This is a genomic window from Acaricomes phytoseiuli DSM 14247 (assembly GCF_000376245.1).
Taxonomy (GTDB): Bacteria; Actinomycetota; Actinomycetes; order Actinomycetales; family Micrococcaceae; genus Renibacterium; species Renibacterium phytoseiuli.
On record NZ_AQXM01000047.1, the window covers coordinates 1 to 14,297 of the forward strand.

Genomic DNA, 14,297 nt, shown 5'->3' on the forward strand with positions numbered 1-14,297 from the left:
GGATCCGCTTGTTCGCCTCGCGGAGCTGCTTACGCTCGTCCTCGGTCAGGCCCGGCACGCGCCCGTCTTCGATGTTTGCTTTCTTCAGCCAGTTGAACAACGAGGCTTCGGAAATCCCGAAGTCTCTCGCAATCTGCGATAACGGGGCCCGGGCTTTACGGGCCACAGCCACGACATCGTCACGGAACTCTTTCGGATAGGGCTTGGGCAAGAGATACATCCTTCCAGCGAGGACGAATCCTCACAGATCAGATGTCAACCAAACCCGGGGCAGACCCCCGCACAGAGAGAAGGTACCAAGCTGAAAGCTAGGCTTAGATCTGCTCTAAGTATTGGGGGTGGCTTTCATGGTGTGAATGATGAGTTCATAACCGTCATCGAATGTCAGGATTGAGATTTCAAGAAGGCGACCTGCTGGGTCTGTTCCGGGCAGCAGCCACCGTCTCGGGTCATCGTCATCATCGAGTCAAGACGATAGGACGTGCTTTACTGCGTACGGTATGGCGGTGTCATTGAGGCGGTCGCTGGGTAGTGCTTGCGTGCTGAATGGTGGATATTCAAGCGATGTAGGCCCACTCCCGCACTGCTGCCCTGATGGCTTCAGAGCGGTTCGTGATGCCTTCCGCCTTTGCTCTTTCGGTTAATGCAGCGATGGTTGCTTCATCGAGCCTGACAGGTACAACGATGCCTGGCCCATCGCCGAGGGAGGGCCGGCCACGACGGGGCTTAGGTGTCTGCGAGAGGCCATAACCGGTTTCTGCTTCATCGGCCCAGTCCTGAATCTGCTTGCCAGTGACAGATTCGCCTCGAGTTAGGTGCTCACTCATATCAATATCGTATACGTAAATATGAGACGCGCCTAGGACGCGGCTTGTTTCGTTCTAGACCCGCTGTAGTCGGAAAAGCGCTTCGGTGCATTCGTCGGCATTGGGTCGCTGGGCGGGGTCCCGCACCGTCATCGCTGCGAGCAGCTGTCGCCAGGCGGGGCTGAGCGAGTCCGGGATCTGCGGGTCTTTCAGCAGACGTGCCACGGCGGCTTCAAGAGCCGGGCCGGGGAAGGCTCGGACCCCGGTGAGGCATTCCAGCAGCACCAGGCCGAGCGAATAGATATCAGCACTGGGCCCCACCGGATCACCGGTGGCCTGCTCAGGGCTGAGGTAGCTCGCAGTGCCGATCGTAGCGCCCGGGGCGGTCACGAGCCCGCTGTCCTGCAGGCGCGATACCCCGAAATCGCAGAGCTTCGGCAACCCGGAAGAGGTGAGCAGGATATTCGCAGGCTTCACATCCCGGTGCACGATCCCGTTTTCATGCAAGGCCGCCAAAGCGCTGCTCACGGCCCAGCCCAGCTGCGCGGTGGCCGTGGGGGAGAGCGCTCCGCCGGAAACGCCCAGGCGATCCCTCAGATCCCCGTGGGTGACGAGTTCCATGACCAGCGCCGGCCGGCAGCCGTCGATTCCAGCATCCCAGCGCCCGTAGTCGTACAAGGAGACCAGAAAAGGGTGCTGGACCCGGCACAACACGTGGAATTCGGCATCCGCCCTGCGAGTTCCTGGTGCGAAAAGCTTGATCGCGGCGGCTCTGCCCCACGCCAGATCCTGGGCGCGGAAAACCGTGGCGTAGGCACCCATACCGAGTTTTTCGCCCAGCTGGTAGCGCTCATTGAGCGTGCTTATCGCGCCTGCGGGCCTGGTAGCAGGCGCTGCAGGCGGCATGCGGGCAGCCGAGACCGGCAAGACGTCCATGTGCGTTCCTCAAGGATGAGTGGGAAGTGAACACAGCAGGTAGTGAAGTGACTCAGGAATCCCGGGGACTTCCTGAGCCCAGTCTAGGTCTGAAATGTGGGCGTGCTGCTGAGGCTGTGCGCTTCGGCGAGTCCCGGACTCTGAGCGCCCCTATTCACGCACCAGGTTCACGATCAGGAGTGATCAGCAGAAGAGCCCAGGAAGGCCAGCGCGGCTTCTTTGAACGCTCGGGAGGTGACGGCATTGGCATGGGTCCGGCCCGGGATCAGCAGCGTCTGAGCTGGAGCTCCGCCTGTCTGAGTTTTCAGCTCAGCCAGCCGGGGCATGCTCTTGGTGAGGTGGTCCTGCTCTCCGGCGACCAGTAGCAAGGGCATCTGCGGGATTCTTTCCGCCGGATCGAAGGGGTCTTCGGCTATCGCCCGGATGAGCGTGAGCAGAGCCTTCAGGTTGTTTTCGGGGACGAGTCGGGCCATCTGCAGCAGCTCAGCGGTCAACGGGTCACTGATCTCAGCGCCCTCGGCGAGGTGCTGCTCCGCAGCGGCGGTATCGAAAGCCGCTAATGGATCCTCAGCAGACGGCCCGCCGAGGACCATCCGGTGCACGAGTTCCGGGTATGCTGCGCCGAACTCCCAAGCGAGTCGCGATCCCAGGGAGTAGCCGATCACATCCACACCAGAAGAATCAGGTGCTGAAGCATCCAGCGGCACTACGCCGCAGTCGATCAGGGCTTGCCGGATCATGGCGCGAATCCGACTGGGGACGTAACTGCCGATGTCCTGTGGTGCGGACGAGTCACCATGGCCGGGAAGGTCCACGGCGATGACCCGGTGGCCCGCCGTGGTGAGCGCGTTCACCCAGCCGGTCCGCACCCAGTTGAGTTCGGTGGAAGACGCGAAGCCGTGCAGCAGCAGAACCGGCCGCTGCGCAGTAAGTTCTTGCTGCTCCAGGCCGAACTCGTGCACGGCCAGATCTGCGCTCATGATCCCTGGCGCTCAGTCGTCAAGATCATCAAGACTCAGCCGCACCCGGCGCTGCGGTGCCTGCTCCGAAGGCACCGTACCGACGATGACCGCGGTGTCATCGGCCACCTCGAAGACGATCAGCGGATCGCCCACGGAGATCACCTCACCCGGTGCGCCATAAGTCTTGAGCACTTTACCGGCCTGCGGGGAAGGCAGCTCTACCGCCGACTTGCTGGTTTCCACCTCGACCAGGGGCGTATTGCGCTCCACCTGATCGCCCACGGCGACCAGCCACTCGAGGATGGTCGCCTCGATCAGGCCCTCGCCTAGATCCGGCAAGGGAAAAGACAGTTCTGCCATATCAGCCTCCTATGCGCTGCGGTTCGGGGTTTCTGCGGTTCGGGCCCGTCGGGTCAGGGTGCGTTGAATGCCCGAGAGTATCCGGTCCGGATGCGGCAGGTATTCGTCTTCGAGGTCTCCGGAAGGATAAGGCACATCGAATCCGGTGACCCGCTCTACCGGGGCACGGAGCATATCGAAGCAGGCGGTGCTCAGCTGCGCGGCGATCTCCGCGCCGAAGCCGGAGGTCAACGGTGCTTCATGGACCACCACGGCGCGCCGGGTTTTCGCGACGGATGCGGCGATAGTCCCGATATCTAGCGGCTTGATCCAGCGCACATCGATGACTTCCACCTCGACTCCGTCCTCCGCGGCGAGTTCCGCCACCTGGAGGCAGCGGGCCACCATCGCGCCATAGGCGATCAGCGTGACATGCCGCCCTTCGCGCGCGATCCGCGCACCGGAGAGCGGCTCAGTTGGTTCTTTCAGCACAGCGCCTTTCTGCCAATAGCGGGGCTTGGGCTCCAGGAACATCACCGGGTCCGGCATCCGGGCAGCCTGCCGGAGCAGATGGTAGGCCTGCTGCGGGTCCGCCGGTGAAACGACTTTCAGCCCGGGAGTATGCGCGAAGAGCGCTTCGAGGCTCTCCGTGTGCATCTCCGGGGCTCGCAGCCCACCGAAGCTCGGCACGCGCAAGGTGATCGGCATGGGCAGAGCGCCACGGCTGCGATAGTTCATCCGAGCGATCTGGCTCACGATCTGGTTGACCGCCGGGTAGGCGAAGCCGTCGAACTGCACCTCCGGGACGGGGTGATAGCCGGCCATCGCGAGCCCGACGCTCATGTCGAGGATGCCGGATTCCGCGAGTGGCGTGTCGAAGACCCGTTGCGCACCGAAAGTAGCCTGCAAACCGTCGGTCACCCGGAAGACGCCGCCCAGCGCGCCCACGTCTTCGCCCAGGACGAGGACCTTAGGATCTTCCGCCAAAGCGTCGTGCAGAGCTTGATTAAGTGCTTTCTGCAGGGAGATCTCAGCGCCGGTGATCAGCTCAGGCATAGTCATCGTGCTCCGTTCGCCAGGAGGCTGCTTGCTCGGTCAGGGAAGAGGGTGGGTCGGCGAAGACGAAGTCGAACATCTCTGCTCCGGGCCGGGGGCCCAGCGCCGCGACTCCGGTGCGGACTCGGTTCTCCTCGGCTTCGGCGTCGCGCTGAGCCTGTTCCAGGAATTCCTGATCCACGAGGCCCTCGCTGAGCAGCTTCTGCGCGTACCGGTCCACCGGATCCACCCCGCCCTCGCGCCGCTCCTCATCAAGGCTGCGGTAGCGCCCCGGGTCATCGCTCGTCGAATGCGGGCCCCGCCGGTAAGTCATGGCCTCGATCAGCACCGGCCCCGCGCCGCTCGCCGCGTGCGCCCGGGCGGTACGGGTGGCCGCTACGACGGCTTCGACATCATCGCCGTCGATCAGCAGCGAGGGGAAGCCGTACCCTGCGCCGCGCGCGGCCACCGAGCCCCCGGCAACCTGCTGCTCCGTGGGGACGGAAATCGCCCAGCCGTTGTTCTGCACGAAGAAGATCACGGGGGAGCCGAAGACCCCGGCGAAGTTCATGGCCTCGTGGACGTCGCCTTGCGAAGAAGCGCCGTCACCGAAGTAGCTGATCGCCACGCCATAACCTTCGGGCCCCGGTTCGGGCTGGTCCAGGCGCTGCCCGTGCGCCCAGCCCACTGCGTGCAGAGCTGATCCGGCCACCACGGCCTGGATGGGGGCGAACCGGCTGCGCGCCGGGTTGTAGAGGCCGCCGTGCCCGGTGGCCTTATGCGTGGCCATATAGTCGACCATATCGACGCCCCAGGCCCGGGCTACGCCGAGTTCGCGGTAGGTCGGAAAGGCGAAGTCCCGTTGCGGCTGCATGGCGAAGGCGCTGCCGATCTGAGCTGCTTCCTGGCCGCGGCAAGGGGCATACCCCGGAATCAGCCCTTGACGTTGCCAGGCGATCGCGGAAAGGTCTAGATGCCGGACGGTGACCAGGAGGCGGTAGAGTTCCCGTCGCTGCTCAGCGCTGAGCTCGGCGGGTAAGGATTCCAAGGCTGGCGGTGCTGCGTCGAGAGGCTCGGAGGGAGGCTCCACGGTGCTGAGCCGTTCGCTACGGGGCGGATCTACCGGAACAGCCTTCGGATCAGCCAATGCAGTTTGATCCCTGGAAGTAGCGTCGGACATCGTCATCTCTGCTCGTCTCATCTCCGGCACGCATCACCGCGTAGCACTGTGAGCCTAGTCACCCTCGGATGAGCATGCAAGATATCACTGCCGATCGAGACAATCTGCCAGGGATTGCCTATTTCTTGGCGCGTTTCGTGGACAGATTGTGAACAATCAGCGAGCCCAGTGCGACGACTATCGCCAGGCTCAGCGTGCTCAACAGCTGGACCCGCACGCCCTCATCCAGGAACCCGAGGATGAAGACCAGAGCGATCAAGCCCAAGGCCATGTAGGAGAAGTACGGGAAGAACCACATGGGCAGGCCTAGTTTGACCCCTGCTGCATCGGCGCGCCGGCGCAGGATGATCTGGGAGATGATGGTCGCCGTCCACATGATGAGCACTGTGGAGCCGACCAGCTGAAGCAGAATGCGCAAGATATTCTCGGGGTCCAGGTAGTTCAGCAGAACGGCGATGAAGCCGAAGGATACGGAGGCCAGAACCGCATAGCGGGGAACCTGGCGGCCCGTGATCCGGCTGAGCAGCTTGGGTGCCATGCCGCGTTCGCTCAAGGAGAAGATCATCCGGGACGCGCCGTATAGATTGGCGTTCAAGGCGGAGAGCACCGCAACGGCGATGGCCAGAGTGGTGACTTCCCGAGCATAGGGGATGTTCGCTTCGGCCAGCACGGAGGCGAAGGGATTGGCCGCTTCGGGGCAGTTCCAGACGAGCACCGTGACCATGACCAGGGCCGAGCCCAGGTAGAAGACCATGATCCGCCAGAGCACTGAGCGGATGGCTTTGCCGACATTGCGCTCCGCATTCTCGGTTTCGGCTGCCGCGATGACGACGAGCTCGGTGCCGCCGAAGGCGAACATGACGATCAGCAGCCCGGCGGCGACACCCGCCCAGCCGGTGGGCAGGAAGCCGCCGTGGTCGAAGAGATTGCTGAAGCCCGGCCCCGAGCTGCTGGGCAGTACGCCGGTGATCAGCAGGGTTCCGATCACCAGGAAGATCACGATGATGCCGACCTTGAGGATGGCGAACCAGAACTCCATTTCGCCGAACTGCCGCACGCCCAGCAGGTTGATGACGGTGAACAGGAGCATGAACACCAGTGCCAGCAGCCATTGCGGAAGGGCCGGCCACAAGGCGCTGATGATTTGCGCCGCCGCAGTCGCCTCGGCGGCGATGACGACCACCACCTGCAGCCACCACAGCCAACCGACGGTGGCTCCAGCGACCCTGCCCATCGCCTTTTCCGCGTAGTAGGAGAAAGCTCCGCTGTTCGGGTGCGCCGTGGCCATTTCGCCGAGCATCCGCATCACCAGGATGACGATGGTGCCGGCGATCAGGAAGGAGATCAGGACGGCGGGGCCTGCTGCGCCGATGGCCTGGCCGGAGCCGATGAACAAACCCGTGCCGATCGATGAGCCGAGGGCCATCATGATGAGCTGGCGGGGCTTGAGGCCTCGGCGTAGTTCTGATGGGTGTGGCGGGGCTGCTGCGGTCTGCTTCATGATTCGCTTTCTGCGTGCGAGGTCTACGCCCCATCAACCTCCTTGACGGAGGCGCATAAAAATAATAAAGGACTGAAGCCGCTAGTCAGCCGGATAACGCCCAACCATAACAGAGCGTGATGTAAGCCACAGGGGTGCGGGTGTGTTTAGTCAGCAGTCTAATGAGCTTCGCCCAGTAATTCCTCAGGCATGGCGCTTCACCGAGCCTAATGTCATGGTGACCCTAAGCTCATGGGCCTGGAACCCCGGGAGGGAAATGGGCTGGCGGAATTAGCAAGCCCCGGATTCCCCCTATTGATCCACGTACCCAGTATTCAGTGGTCGCTAATATTTCGGAGCACCGCTTTGCTGCGCCCTCGGTGAGAAGCCGACGCACCTGCCCCACCGCGTGATGGAAGCGTATCGGGAACCGAAGCGCGTCGACTCCTGTACGGCGTGGAAAGGGAGCGCGCGGGATCGTCTCAAGAGTATGTCCCCGCGCGGGAACCAATCGCGCTTCTAGACCCTCCGCGGTTCCGACCATCGTAATACGGTCACGGGACGAGCGCTGGAGGATACGATCGGCGGTGGCTAACAACGGATTGACGTGACCCGCGCTGCCACCCCCGGAGAGCAAATAGTTGGTCACAGCGGGAGGTTATTCGACATCGCATATTGTCCACGTATCGAAACCTCGATACGTTAAGAAAACACTGCGACTGCTTAACTGCAGACTATGCGTACACCGGCTTCTGAACTCATTATTCACGATGACGCCATCCGAGCGAATACAGCGCGGTTCCACGCTCTATCACATGGACGACTCATGGCCGTGGTCAAAGCAGATGCTTTCGGTCACGGCGACATCGTTCCCTCTGTACTTCAGTCGGGAGCAGACTCGATCGGCGTGACGAGCATCGAAGAAGCGCTCCGGCTGCGCGGGCAGGGCATCAGTGCTCCGATTCTGAGCTGGCTGAACACACCGGAGAGCGATTTTGCCTCGGCCTTGCGAGCAAATATCGATCTCGCCGTGCCGAATGGAGAGCTACTGTACGCCGTCGCGCGAGCGGCGCACACGGAGGGAACGACTGCGCGGGTACACCTACACATCGACGTCGGCACCGGGCGTGATGGGTGCCCGGCACGCGATTGGGCGAATCTATGTGCTCTCGCCCGGCAGTACGAGGCTGCCCTTACGGTTCGGGTGGTCGGGATCATGGGGCACATGTCGTGTGCCGATGACCCTACGAACGGACAGAACATGCGCGAGCGCCTCGTCTTCCAGAACGCGATCCGGACAGCGCGCCGAGGTGCGCTGAATCCTTCGCATCTGCATCTAGCGGCGACAGCGGCAACGCTTACGGGCGTTGGAGACGGGTTCGGCTTCCATCGGATCGGCGCTGGGCTGTTCGGCATTGACCCATCGCATACGATCGACGATCTACGACCAGCGCTCACCTTGACATCGACGGTCGTGTCCGCCCATGAGGTACCTGCGGGAACCGGTGTCGGCTACGGTCACGATTTCATCGCCCCAGTCCGCACACACCTGGCGCTCCTGCCCATCGGTTATGGCGACGGACTACCGCGCGTCGCTTCCGATCATGCGGAGGTGCTCGTACGAGGACGACGCAGACCGCTGGTCGGACGATTCTCGATGGACATGGTTGTCGTCGACACTGGCGACATGCTTCTCAACCCGGGCGAGCACGTTACGATCTTCGGCCCGAGAGCACGGGGCGAGCCGACGGTCGCCGAGTGGGCTGGGTGGTCACGCACCATCGAACATGAAATCGTCACCCGCGTCGGAGCACGCACGTCTCGCATCCGCCGGTCCGTCGATACGACAACCTGTAGATCCCACCAAGACACTGGAGAAGCCGCATGACAAAACCACAATGCCGCCGGATTGCTGTTATTGGTGGTGGGGCCAACGACGAGCACGCGATTTCGCTCGCTTCTGCGTCCGCTATCGTCCGAGCCCTCCGAGCGGTCCCGGGGCACACCGCAGTTCCGCTCACCATCGGTATGAACGGTGGATGGTTCGACGAGGCCGGGGTCTCATTGCCCGCGCATCAAGCAGTGAAGGTACTCACCAGCTGTGACGCCGCCTTTCCTGCACTGCACGGTGTTCACGGCGAGGATGGAGCAATCGCGGGGTTCCTCGACCTCTGCGGCGTGCCGTTCGTCGGATCGCCTGTGCGAGCTGGGGCACTCGGCATGGATAAGCATGCGACGAAACTGATTGCACGATCACTCGGCATTCTGACAGCAAATGCCTATCCGGTCGAAACACCCTCTGATGCAGCGGTGCACGACCTTAAGCCACCGTTCGTCGTGAAGCCGTCCAACGGTGGATCCAGCAACGGTGTTTTCGTCGTCACCAAAGTCGATGGCATTCACCATGCTGTGCGCCGCGCTCGGGAATTCGGGGATCCGGTACTAATCGAAGAGTATGTCTCCGGCCGAGAGGTCGACATCGCAGTATTCCGCGACAGACATGGCGAGTTCCGTATTGGGGCCAGTCTTGCAATTGGAGTTGCGACGGGAAGTGTGTTCGGCACCTCCGAGAAATATGACGGCAGTGCACGATTCACGGTACCGGCGCCGATCGACCGCGACAATGAAGCAAAGATCCGTGCCGCCGCCGTTGCACTGTACGAGGCGCTTGGGTGCGCCGGGGTCGCCCGTTTCGACTTTTTCGTCACCGATCACGGGCCTGTACTCAACGAGGTGAACACGGCCCCGGGCATGACCGAGTGCTCTCAGGTTCCGCTAATGTATGCCGCGATCGGTCTCGACTACGCGGCATTGATCGCCGAGCTCCTCGATGCGGTCATCACCAAGCCCTGAACGGTGCGCTAGGCGTGATTACCTCAGAGAACAGCCCTACGCCTCGGCTCGTATAGGCGGGCTCGATCCGGGTATTAATTGTTCCATCGTGTTCTGGCACGCGGTTGTTAAGACCTGCATGGGGATCGACTAGCGAATCGGTACCCCGGCCCCAGCGAATAGGGACTGGTTGCCCGCTTCACCTAGCCGGTGAGGATGCCGCTCTTCTCACTCTTTTCGGTTTGCTTCGCCGCCCACGGCAAGCTCCGACTCCTCGAACGCTTCCTCCCGCACATCGCAAGAGTCCTCGGAATCAACAGCTGACCGACTGTAATTTAACGACGCGAAGACAACGCCACTAAACATGAACGCTCGCAGAAGTCGAGCCTGGCCCGCAAGTTCAGCATCAGCCGCGAAAACCCTCTACCTGTACCTCAAAACGCACACCACAAATTTGGCGCTCATGACACGCTCAGGAGAACCGGGCCAAGGCGACAGTCTCCCTGATCGCCGGGCGCGCTTGCGGAAGCCAGTGGCACAGTGACCCGGCAACGGGTTGCCGAGATCACCGGCACCGCGGTGTATCTCATCTCCGGCAGCACTTCGCGTCAGGAGCTGCACCGGGCGGTTGCCGGGCTCCGGGAAGCGCTAACGGGCCCTGATGCCTTCTGCGCACATGGCGCATAAGGCGAGCCCCTGCCCGGGGCGACGCGGAAGGTGCTAATTAATTCTGCTGCCCCGGAGCTCTGATGACCCCACGCTGAACTGCCGCAGCGATAGCCGCAGTGCGGTTCTCCACCCCCAGCTTGGCGTAGATGTGCACCAGATGGGTCTTCACCGTGGCTTCGGAGACGAAAAGCTGTTTCGCCATTGTCCTGTTGGAGAGCCCGGTGGACAGCAGCTCCAACAGCTGGACCTCACGCGAGGTGAGGCTATGTGATGGATTGCTGACCCGGTTCATAAGCAGCGCCGCCACTCTAGGGGCCAGCGCGGTATTGCCTGCGGCCGCGGAGACCACGGCTTGATGGATCTGCTCCGGCGGCGCGTCCTTGAGCATGTAGCCACTGGCTCCTGCCGCAACTGCGGCCAAAATATCCGCGTCGGTGTCATAGGTCGTCAGGATCAGCACCGGCGGCGGCTGCTCCATCAGCTTGATCTGGGCCGTAGCCGTGGTTCCGTTCATGCCGGAGCCCATCTGCAGATCCATGAGCACCACATCCGCCGGGGTGCCGGTGGTCTGCAGGCGTTTTAGCTCTTTGAGCGCAGCGTCTCCGTCAGCTGCTTCGGCGATCACGGCGATATCCTCAAAATCGGTCAGCATCGCCCGCAAACCGGCCCTGACCACGGGATGGTCGTCCACTAAGAGAACGCGGATCTCACTCATGCTGCGGGGTTCCTTCCTGGGCGGCGGTCAAGGGCAGGCTGATCCCGACCACAGTGCCCTCGCCCGGGGCAGACTCGAGATCCAAAGATCCTTGCAGCGCTGCCACCCGCTCTTGCAGGGACCGGATGCCGAACCCGCTGCCGTCACTGCGCTGCTCGAGCCCAGGCAGCTGATTGAGATCGAAGCCGCGGCCGTCATCGTAAATATCTAGGGTAACCTCGCTTTCAAGAAATGCGAGGGTGACAACGGCGGTACTGGCCCCGGCATGCTCGCTGATGTTGGCCAGGCTTGCCTGGGCCGCCCGGAACAAAGTGATCTGATGAGTTTGCGAGAGCTCAGCGGCTTCGCCATCGAGTTGGAATCGGCAGCGCAGCTCGAGCCCCTGCGCCGCAGCACTGGTCTCTGTCTCCGCGCAGAGTTTTCTGAGGCTTTCTGCCAATGGGGCCTGCTGAAGCTGCGGGGAGGCGAGCCCTCGGACGAAGCTTCGAGCCTCGCCCAGGTTCTCTGCGGCGGTCCGCTGCACTGTGGCCAGCCGCTCGGCTGCTGTACCGGTGTCACCGCCCAAAAGAGACCGCTCCGCGGCACGGGCCATTAGCACGATGCTGGAGAATCCCTGGGCCAGGGTGTCATGGATCTCCCTGGCCAACCGCTCGCGCTCGGCGAGCACCCCGGCACGATGCTGGGATTCCGCAAGTTTCGCACGGGTGCGTCTCAGCTCGTCAGCAGCTCGGCGCTGCTGCTCCGCTTCCCGGTAGAGCCCTTGATACGCGAGTCCCGTCACCACGGAAAACGCCGCCCCGAGCACGGGGCCGAGGATGAGCGCGAGCGATGGCTCCGAGGCCCCGGAAGCCGTCCAGAGCGCCAGGATGACCGCAGCCGTCATGGCGGCGATCGTCACCAGGGCAACCCGCCGGGGCAGCAGATGCAGGTGCAGGAAGAAAAAAGGGAAGGCCAGCCAGGCAAAATCAGCGCTGCCGATCAGCAGGACGGCCCAAAGCGCGGTGATCAGCCCGAGCCACAGCACCCCGTAGCGTCGCGGATCGGGCCGATTGCTATCAGCGGCGAAGCGCTTCTCCACAATGGTCCCGGCGAGGTAGGCCCCTGCCAGTAGCAAAGCAACTCCCAGGAGGAGATAGGAGCGCGTCTCATCCCCGGCTGAGGCCAGCAGCCTCATCACAGAAACGCCGAGCAGCAGGGCGAAGCCGACGTGCAGCGCGACTCTGAGCGCGCGCAAGATGGCGGCGGTGGACAGGCCCCTTTCAGCTTCTGCGGCAGGCATCAGATCAGCTTACTCGGATTCGGCAGGAGTCAGCCTCAACCGAAAGGTTGATCCCGGGATCAACCTTTCGGCCTCCGGGGTTCAACCGCCTGCGCGATGGCGCGGCGGCGTGCCCGCGGCAGAGTGGATATCACGATCAGTGCTCGTGTCATCCGCGAGCCGCATCCGTACCGAAAGAAGAGTGAAGATGTTCCTTGCTATCCGTGATCTCCGTGCCGCTAAAGGTAGATTCGCCCTGATGGGTGGGGTCGTCGCCTTGATCACCCTGCTGCTGGTCATGCTCTCCGGGCTGACGGCCGGATTAGGCGATCAGTCCACTTCCGCGATCAATGATCTGGGTGCCCAAGAGCGTGACGGCGAGATCGGCCGGCCGGTCGATCGCATCGCTTTCGGGGCTCCGGGCGGAGACGTGCCCACCGCGTCTTTCACGGAGAGCACGATCACGGCAGACCAGGTGGCGAGTTGGCAGGAGCAGCCCGGCGTCCAAAGTGCTGAAGCCCTGGGGATCAGCCAGACCCGTTTCCAGGCACTGGCACAAGATGGCTCAGGCGCCGGAACCACCAACGTCGCGGTCTTTGGCGTTGCACCGGAGGGCGAATTGGCCCCTGCGGGGCTCGCTTCAGGCGATGTCGTGATCGGGGAGAGCGTTGCTGAGGCACTAGCGCTCACCGCAGGCGATAAGGTTAGCGTCGGCGGCAAAGAGCTGACCATCAGCGCTGTCATAGCAGACCAGTGGTATTCCCATACCAGTGTCGTCTGGGCCTCTTCAGCCGACTGGGTCGAGCTTTCGCATCTGTCCGATCCGGGGCAGGTCGGCACTGTTGCAGCCATCACCTATCAGGATCGCGCCTCCGTCGATACCGCTGCAGCGGATGCTGCCGCCGGCACGGTCAGCGCCTCGCGCACCGGCTCTTTCCAGGCGCTGGCTTCTTTTTCGAGTGAGAATGGCTCCCTGATGCTCATGCAGACGTTCCTCTACGGGATCTCCGCCTTGGTCATCGTCGCCTTCCTCACGGTCTGGACGATTCAGCGAACCCGCGATATCGCCGTGCTCAAGGCGATCGGCGGCTCCAATCGGTACATCCTGCGCGACGCCATCACGCAAGCTGCCCTAGTGCTTCTGGCCGGGGCCGGGGTAGGCGGCGTCATCGGCATCGTAGGCGGCTCCTTCGCCGCGCAGGCCGTCCCTTTCCTCAACGATCCGGCGACGACCCTCCTGCCGGTGCTGGGGATCATTCTGCTTGGCTTAGCGGGTGCAGCCCTTGCTGTCCGGCGGGTCACCAAGATCGACGCGCTCATCGCGCTCGGCGGCAACTGAACTTCTTCAGAAAGGAAACAATCCCATGTCCATCACTGCGCAGCCCCTGCTCGAGCTCATCGATGTCACCCTCGAATACCCGGACGGTGAGGGGACGGTCAAGGCGCTCGACGCCGTGGATCTCAGCGTAAAGGCAGGCCAGATGCTATCTCTGGTAGGCCCTTCCGGATCCGGCAAGTCGAGCCTTCTGGCGGTAGCGGCAACACTCGTGCGGCCCACGGCCGGGCAGGTGCTGATCGACGGCACCGATGTGGTCGGCCTCAGCGATAAAGCGCTGACCGCATTGCGGCGCGAGAAAGTCGGCATCATTTTCCAGCAGCCCAATCTGCTTGCCTCGCTCAACGCCGCGGAGCAGCTCATGATCGGCGATCATTTGCGCGGCAAGTCAGTCAAAGCGGCGCGGGCCAAGGCGATGGAACTGCTCGATATCGTCGGCCTCGGCTCCAGCGCCGGTAAGCGCCCGCATCAGCTGTCCGGCGGCCAGCGTCAGCGGGTCAATATCGCCCGGGCACTCATGGGGGATCCTCGAGTGCTGCTTGTCGATGAGCCGACTGCCGCCCTGGACCACGAGCGCAGCGATGCCATCGTGCGGCTGCTGCGCCGGGTGACGGATGAGTTCGGGGTGGCCACTGTGATGGTCACTCATGACGTCGAATTCGTCACCCTGACTGACGCTACCGCGACCATGCGCGACGGGCGACTGGCCGCTCCTGTGACGGCTGCCGCTGAGCCCTCAGCTGCGTAGC

16 protein-coding genes are annotated in these 14,297 nt (G+C 63.0%); 5 read left to right on the top strand and 11 right to left on the bottom strand.

Annotation, left to right across the window (positions count from 1 at the left end):
• From C501_RS14550 to C501_RS14705, 9 genes are all read right to left on the bottom strand, one after another.
• A partial coding sequence (locus C501_RS14550) for a transposase (RefSeq protein ID WP_026174527.1) occupies positions 1–211 on the bottom strand: 211 nt, incomplete at its 3' end.
• A gap of 346 nt (positions 212–557) precedes the next feature.
• Positions 558–827, bottom strand: coding sequence for a ribbon-helix-helix domain-containing protein (locus C501_RS13900; protein ID WP_083906525.1), 270 nt, complete (start codon positions 825–827; stop codon positions 558–560).
• A 54-nt stretch (positions 828–881) separates the two neighbouring features.
• Positions 882–1,742, bottom strand: coding sequence for a serine/threonine-protein kinase (locus C501_RS0103375; RefSeq protein WP_018134219.1), 861 nt, complete (start codon positions 1,740–1,742; stop codon positions 882–884).
• Positions 1,743–1,915: 173 nt separating this feature from the next.
• Positions 1,916–2,722 carry an alpha/beta fold hydrolase gene (locus C501_RS0103380; protein ID WP_018134220.1) on the bottom strand — a complete coding sequence of 269 codons (807 nt, stop codon included), beginning with the start codon at positions 2,720–2,722 and terminating at the stop codon, positions 1,916–1,918.
• A gap of 12 nt (positions 2,723–2,734) precedes the next feature.
• The gene (locus C501_RS0103385) at positions 2,735–3,064 is read right to left on the bottom strand and encodes a biotin/lipoyl-containing protein (protein WP_018134221.1); all 330 of its coding nucleotides are present in this window, start codon (positions 3,062–3,064) and stop codon (positions 2,735–2,737) included.
• Positions 3,065–3,073: 9 nt separating this feature from the next.
• Entirely contained in the window at positions 3,074–4,099 is a 1,026-nt protein-coding gene (locus C501_RS0103390; protein ID WP_018134222.1) for an alpha-ketoacid dehydrogenase subunit beta, read from the bottom strand.
• Positions 4,092–5,258 (bottom strand): thiamine pyrophosphate-dependent enzyme, encoded by a 1,167-nt coding sequence (locus tag C501_RS0103395; protein ID WP_018134223.1) that lies wholly within the window; start codon positions 5,256–5,258, stop codon positions 4,092–4,094. Before C501_RS0103395 ends, C501_RS0103390 begins: the two co-directional genes overlap by 8 nt.
• Positions 5,259–5,376: 118 nt before the next feature.
• Complete coding sequence (locus C501_RS0103400) at positions 5,377–6,759, bottom strand: amino acid permease (protein WP_018134224.1); 1,383 nt, start codon at positions 6,757–6,759, stop codon at positions 5,377–5,379.
• Between the two features lie 229 nt (positions 6,760–6,988).
• Positions 6,989–7,387, bottom strand: coding sequence for a glycosyltransferase (locus C501_RS14705; RefSeq protein ID WP_083906526.1), 399 nt, complete (start codon positions 7,385–7,387; stop codon positions 6,989–6,991).
• An 87-nt stretch (positions 7,388–7,474) separates the two neighbouring features.
• Here C501_RS14705 and alr point away from each other — a divergent pair, with 87 nt between their 5' ends.
• The 3 genes from alr to C501_RS14230 all read left to right on the top strand — a co-directional run bounded on the left by alr (position 7,475) and on the right by C501_RS14230 (position 10,257).
• On the top strand, positions 7,475–8,626 hold the full coding sequence (gene alr / locus C501_RS12380) for an alanine racemase (protein ID WP_051064455.1): 1,152 nt from the start codon (positions 7,475–7,477) through the stop codon (positions 8,624–8,626).
• The gene (locus C501_RS0103410; protein WP_018134226.1) at positions 8,623–9,591 is read left to right on the top strand and encodes a D-alanine--D-alanine ligase family protein; all 969 of its coding nucleotides are present in this window, start codon (positions 8,623–8,625) and stop codon (positions 9,589–9,591) included. The genes alr and C501_RS0103410 overlap by 4 nt, the downstream gene beginning before the upstream one ends.
• Before the next feature lie 519 nt (positions 9,592–10,110).
• A complete protein-coding gene (locus C501_RS14230) occupies positions 10,111–10,257 on the top strand; it encodes a hypothetical protein (protein ID WP_018134228.1) in 147 nt (48 codons plus the stop codon).
• A 37-nt stretch (positions 10,258–10,294) separates the two neighbouring features.
• On the opposite strand, the gene C501_RS0103425 is transcribed toward C501_RS14230, so the two are convergent.
• Together C501_RS0103425 and C501_RS0103430 are read right to left on the bottom strand one after the other, a co-directional pair.
• Entirely contained in the window at positions 10,295–10,954 is a 660-nt protein-coding gene (locus C501_RS0103425; protein WP_018134229.1) for a response regulator, read from the bottom strand.
• Positions 10,947–12,233, bottom strand: a complete 1,287-nt coding sequence (locus C501_RS0103430; RefSeq protein WP_018134230.1) for a sensor histidine kinase — start codon at positions 12,231–12,233, stop codon at positions 10,947–10,949. The genes C501_RS0103425 and C501_RS0103430 overlap by 8 nt, the downstream gene beginning before the upstream one ends.
• 187 nt (positions 12,234–12,420) lie before the next feature.
• Between C501_RS0103430 and C501_RS0103435 the strand changes: the two genes are divergently transcribed.
• Both C501_RS0103435 and C501_RS0103440 read left to right on the top strand, forming a co-directional pair.
• Positions 12,421–13,551: an ABC transporter permease gene (locus C501_RS0103435; protein ID WP_018134231.1), complete on the top strand. Its 1,131-nt coding sequence runs from the start codon at positions 12,421–12,423 to the stop codon at positions 13,549–13,551.
• Positions 13,552–13,576: 25 nt separating this feature from the next.
• Positions 13,577–14,296: an ABC transporter ATP-binding protein gene (locus C501_RS0103440; RefSeq protein WP_018134232.1), complete on the top strand. Its 720-nt coding sequence runs from the start codon at positions 13,577–13,579 to the stop codon at positions 14,294–14,296.
• Position 14,297 lies beyond the last annotated feature (1 nt).

Coding starts and splice junctions, on each gene's coding strand:
- C501_RS13900 (WP_083906525.1), bottom strand. CDS start 827: ATGAGTGAGCACCTAACTCGAGGCGAATCTGTCACTGGCAAGCAGATT.
- C501_RS0103375 (WP_018134219.1), bottom strand. CDS start 1,742: ATGGACGTCTTGCCGGTCTCGGCTGCCCGCATGCCGCCTGCAGCGCCT.
- C501_RS0103380 (WP_018134220.1), bottom strand. CDS start 2,722: ATGAGCGCAGATCTGGCCGTGCACGAGTTCGGCCTGGAGCAGCAAGAA.
- C501_RS0103385 (WP_018134221.1), bottom strand. CDS start 3,064: ATGGCAGAACTGTCTTTTCCCTTGCCGGATCTAGGCGAGGGCCTGATC.
- C501_RS0103390 (WP_018134222.1), bottom strand. CDS start 4,099: ATGCCTGAGCTGATCACCGGCGCTGAGATCTCCCTGCAGAAAGCACTT.
- C501_RS0103395 (WP_018134223.1), bottom strand. CDS start 5,258: ATGTCCGACGCTACTTCCAGGGATCAAACTGCATTGGCTGATCCGAAG.
- C501_RS0103400 (WP_018134224.1), bottom strand. CDS start 6,759: ATGAAGCAGACCGCAGCAGCCCCGCCACACCCATCAGAACTACGCCGA.
- alr (WP_051064455.1), top strand. CDS start 7,475: ATGCGTACACCGGCTTCTGAACTCATTATTCACGATGACGCCATCCGA.
- C501_RS0103410 (WP_018134226.1), top strand. CDS start 8,623: ATGACAAAACCACAATGCCGCCGGATTGCTGTTATTGGTGGTGGGGCC.
- C501_RS0103425 (WP_018134229.1), bottom strand. CDS start 10,954: ATGAGTGAGATCCGCGTTCTCTTAGTGGACGACCATCCCGTGGTCAGG.
- C501_RS0103430 (WP_018134230.1), bottom strand. CDS start 12,233: ATGCCTGCCGCAGAAGCTGAAAGGGGCCTGTCCACCGCCGCCATCTTG.
- C501_RS0103435 (WP_018134231.1), top strand. CDS start 12,421: ATGTTCCTTGCTATCCGTGATCTCCGTGCCGCTAAAGGTAGATTCGCC.
- C501_RS0103440 (WP_018134232.1), top strand. CDS start 13,577: ATGTCCATCACTGCGCAGCCCCTGCTCGAGCTCATCGATGTCACCCTC.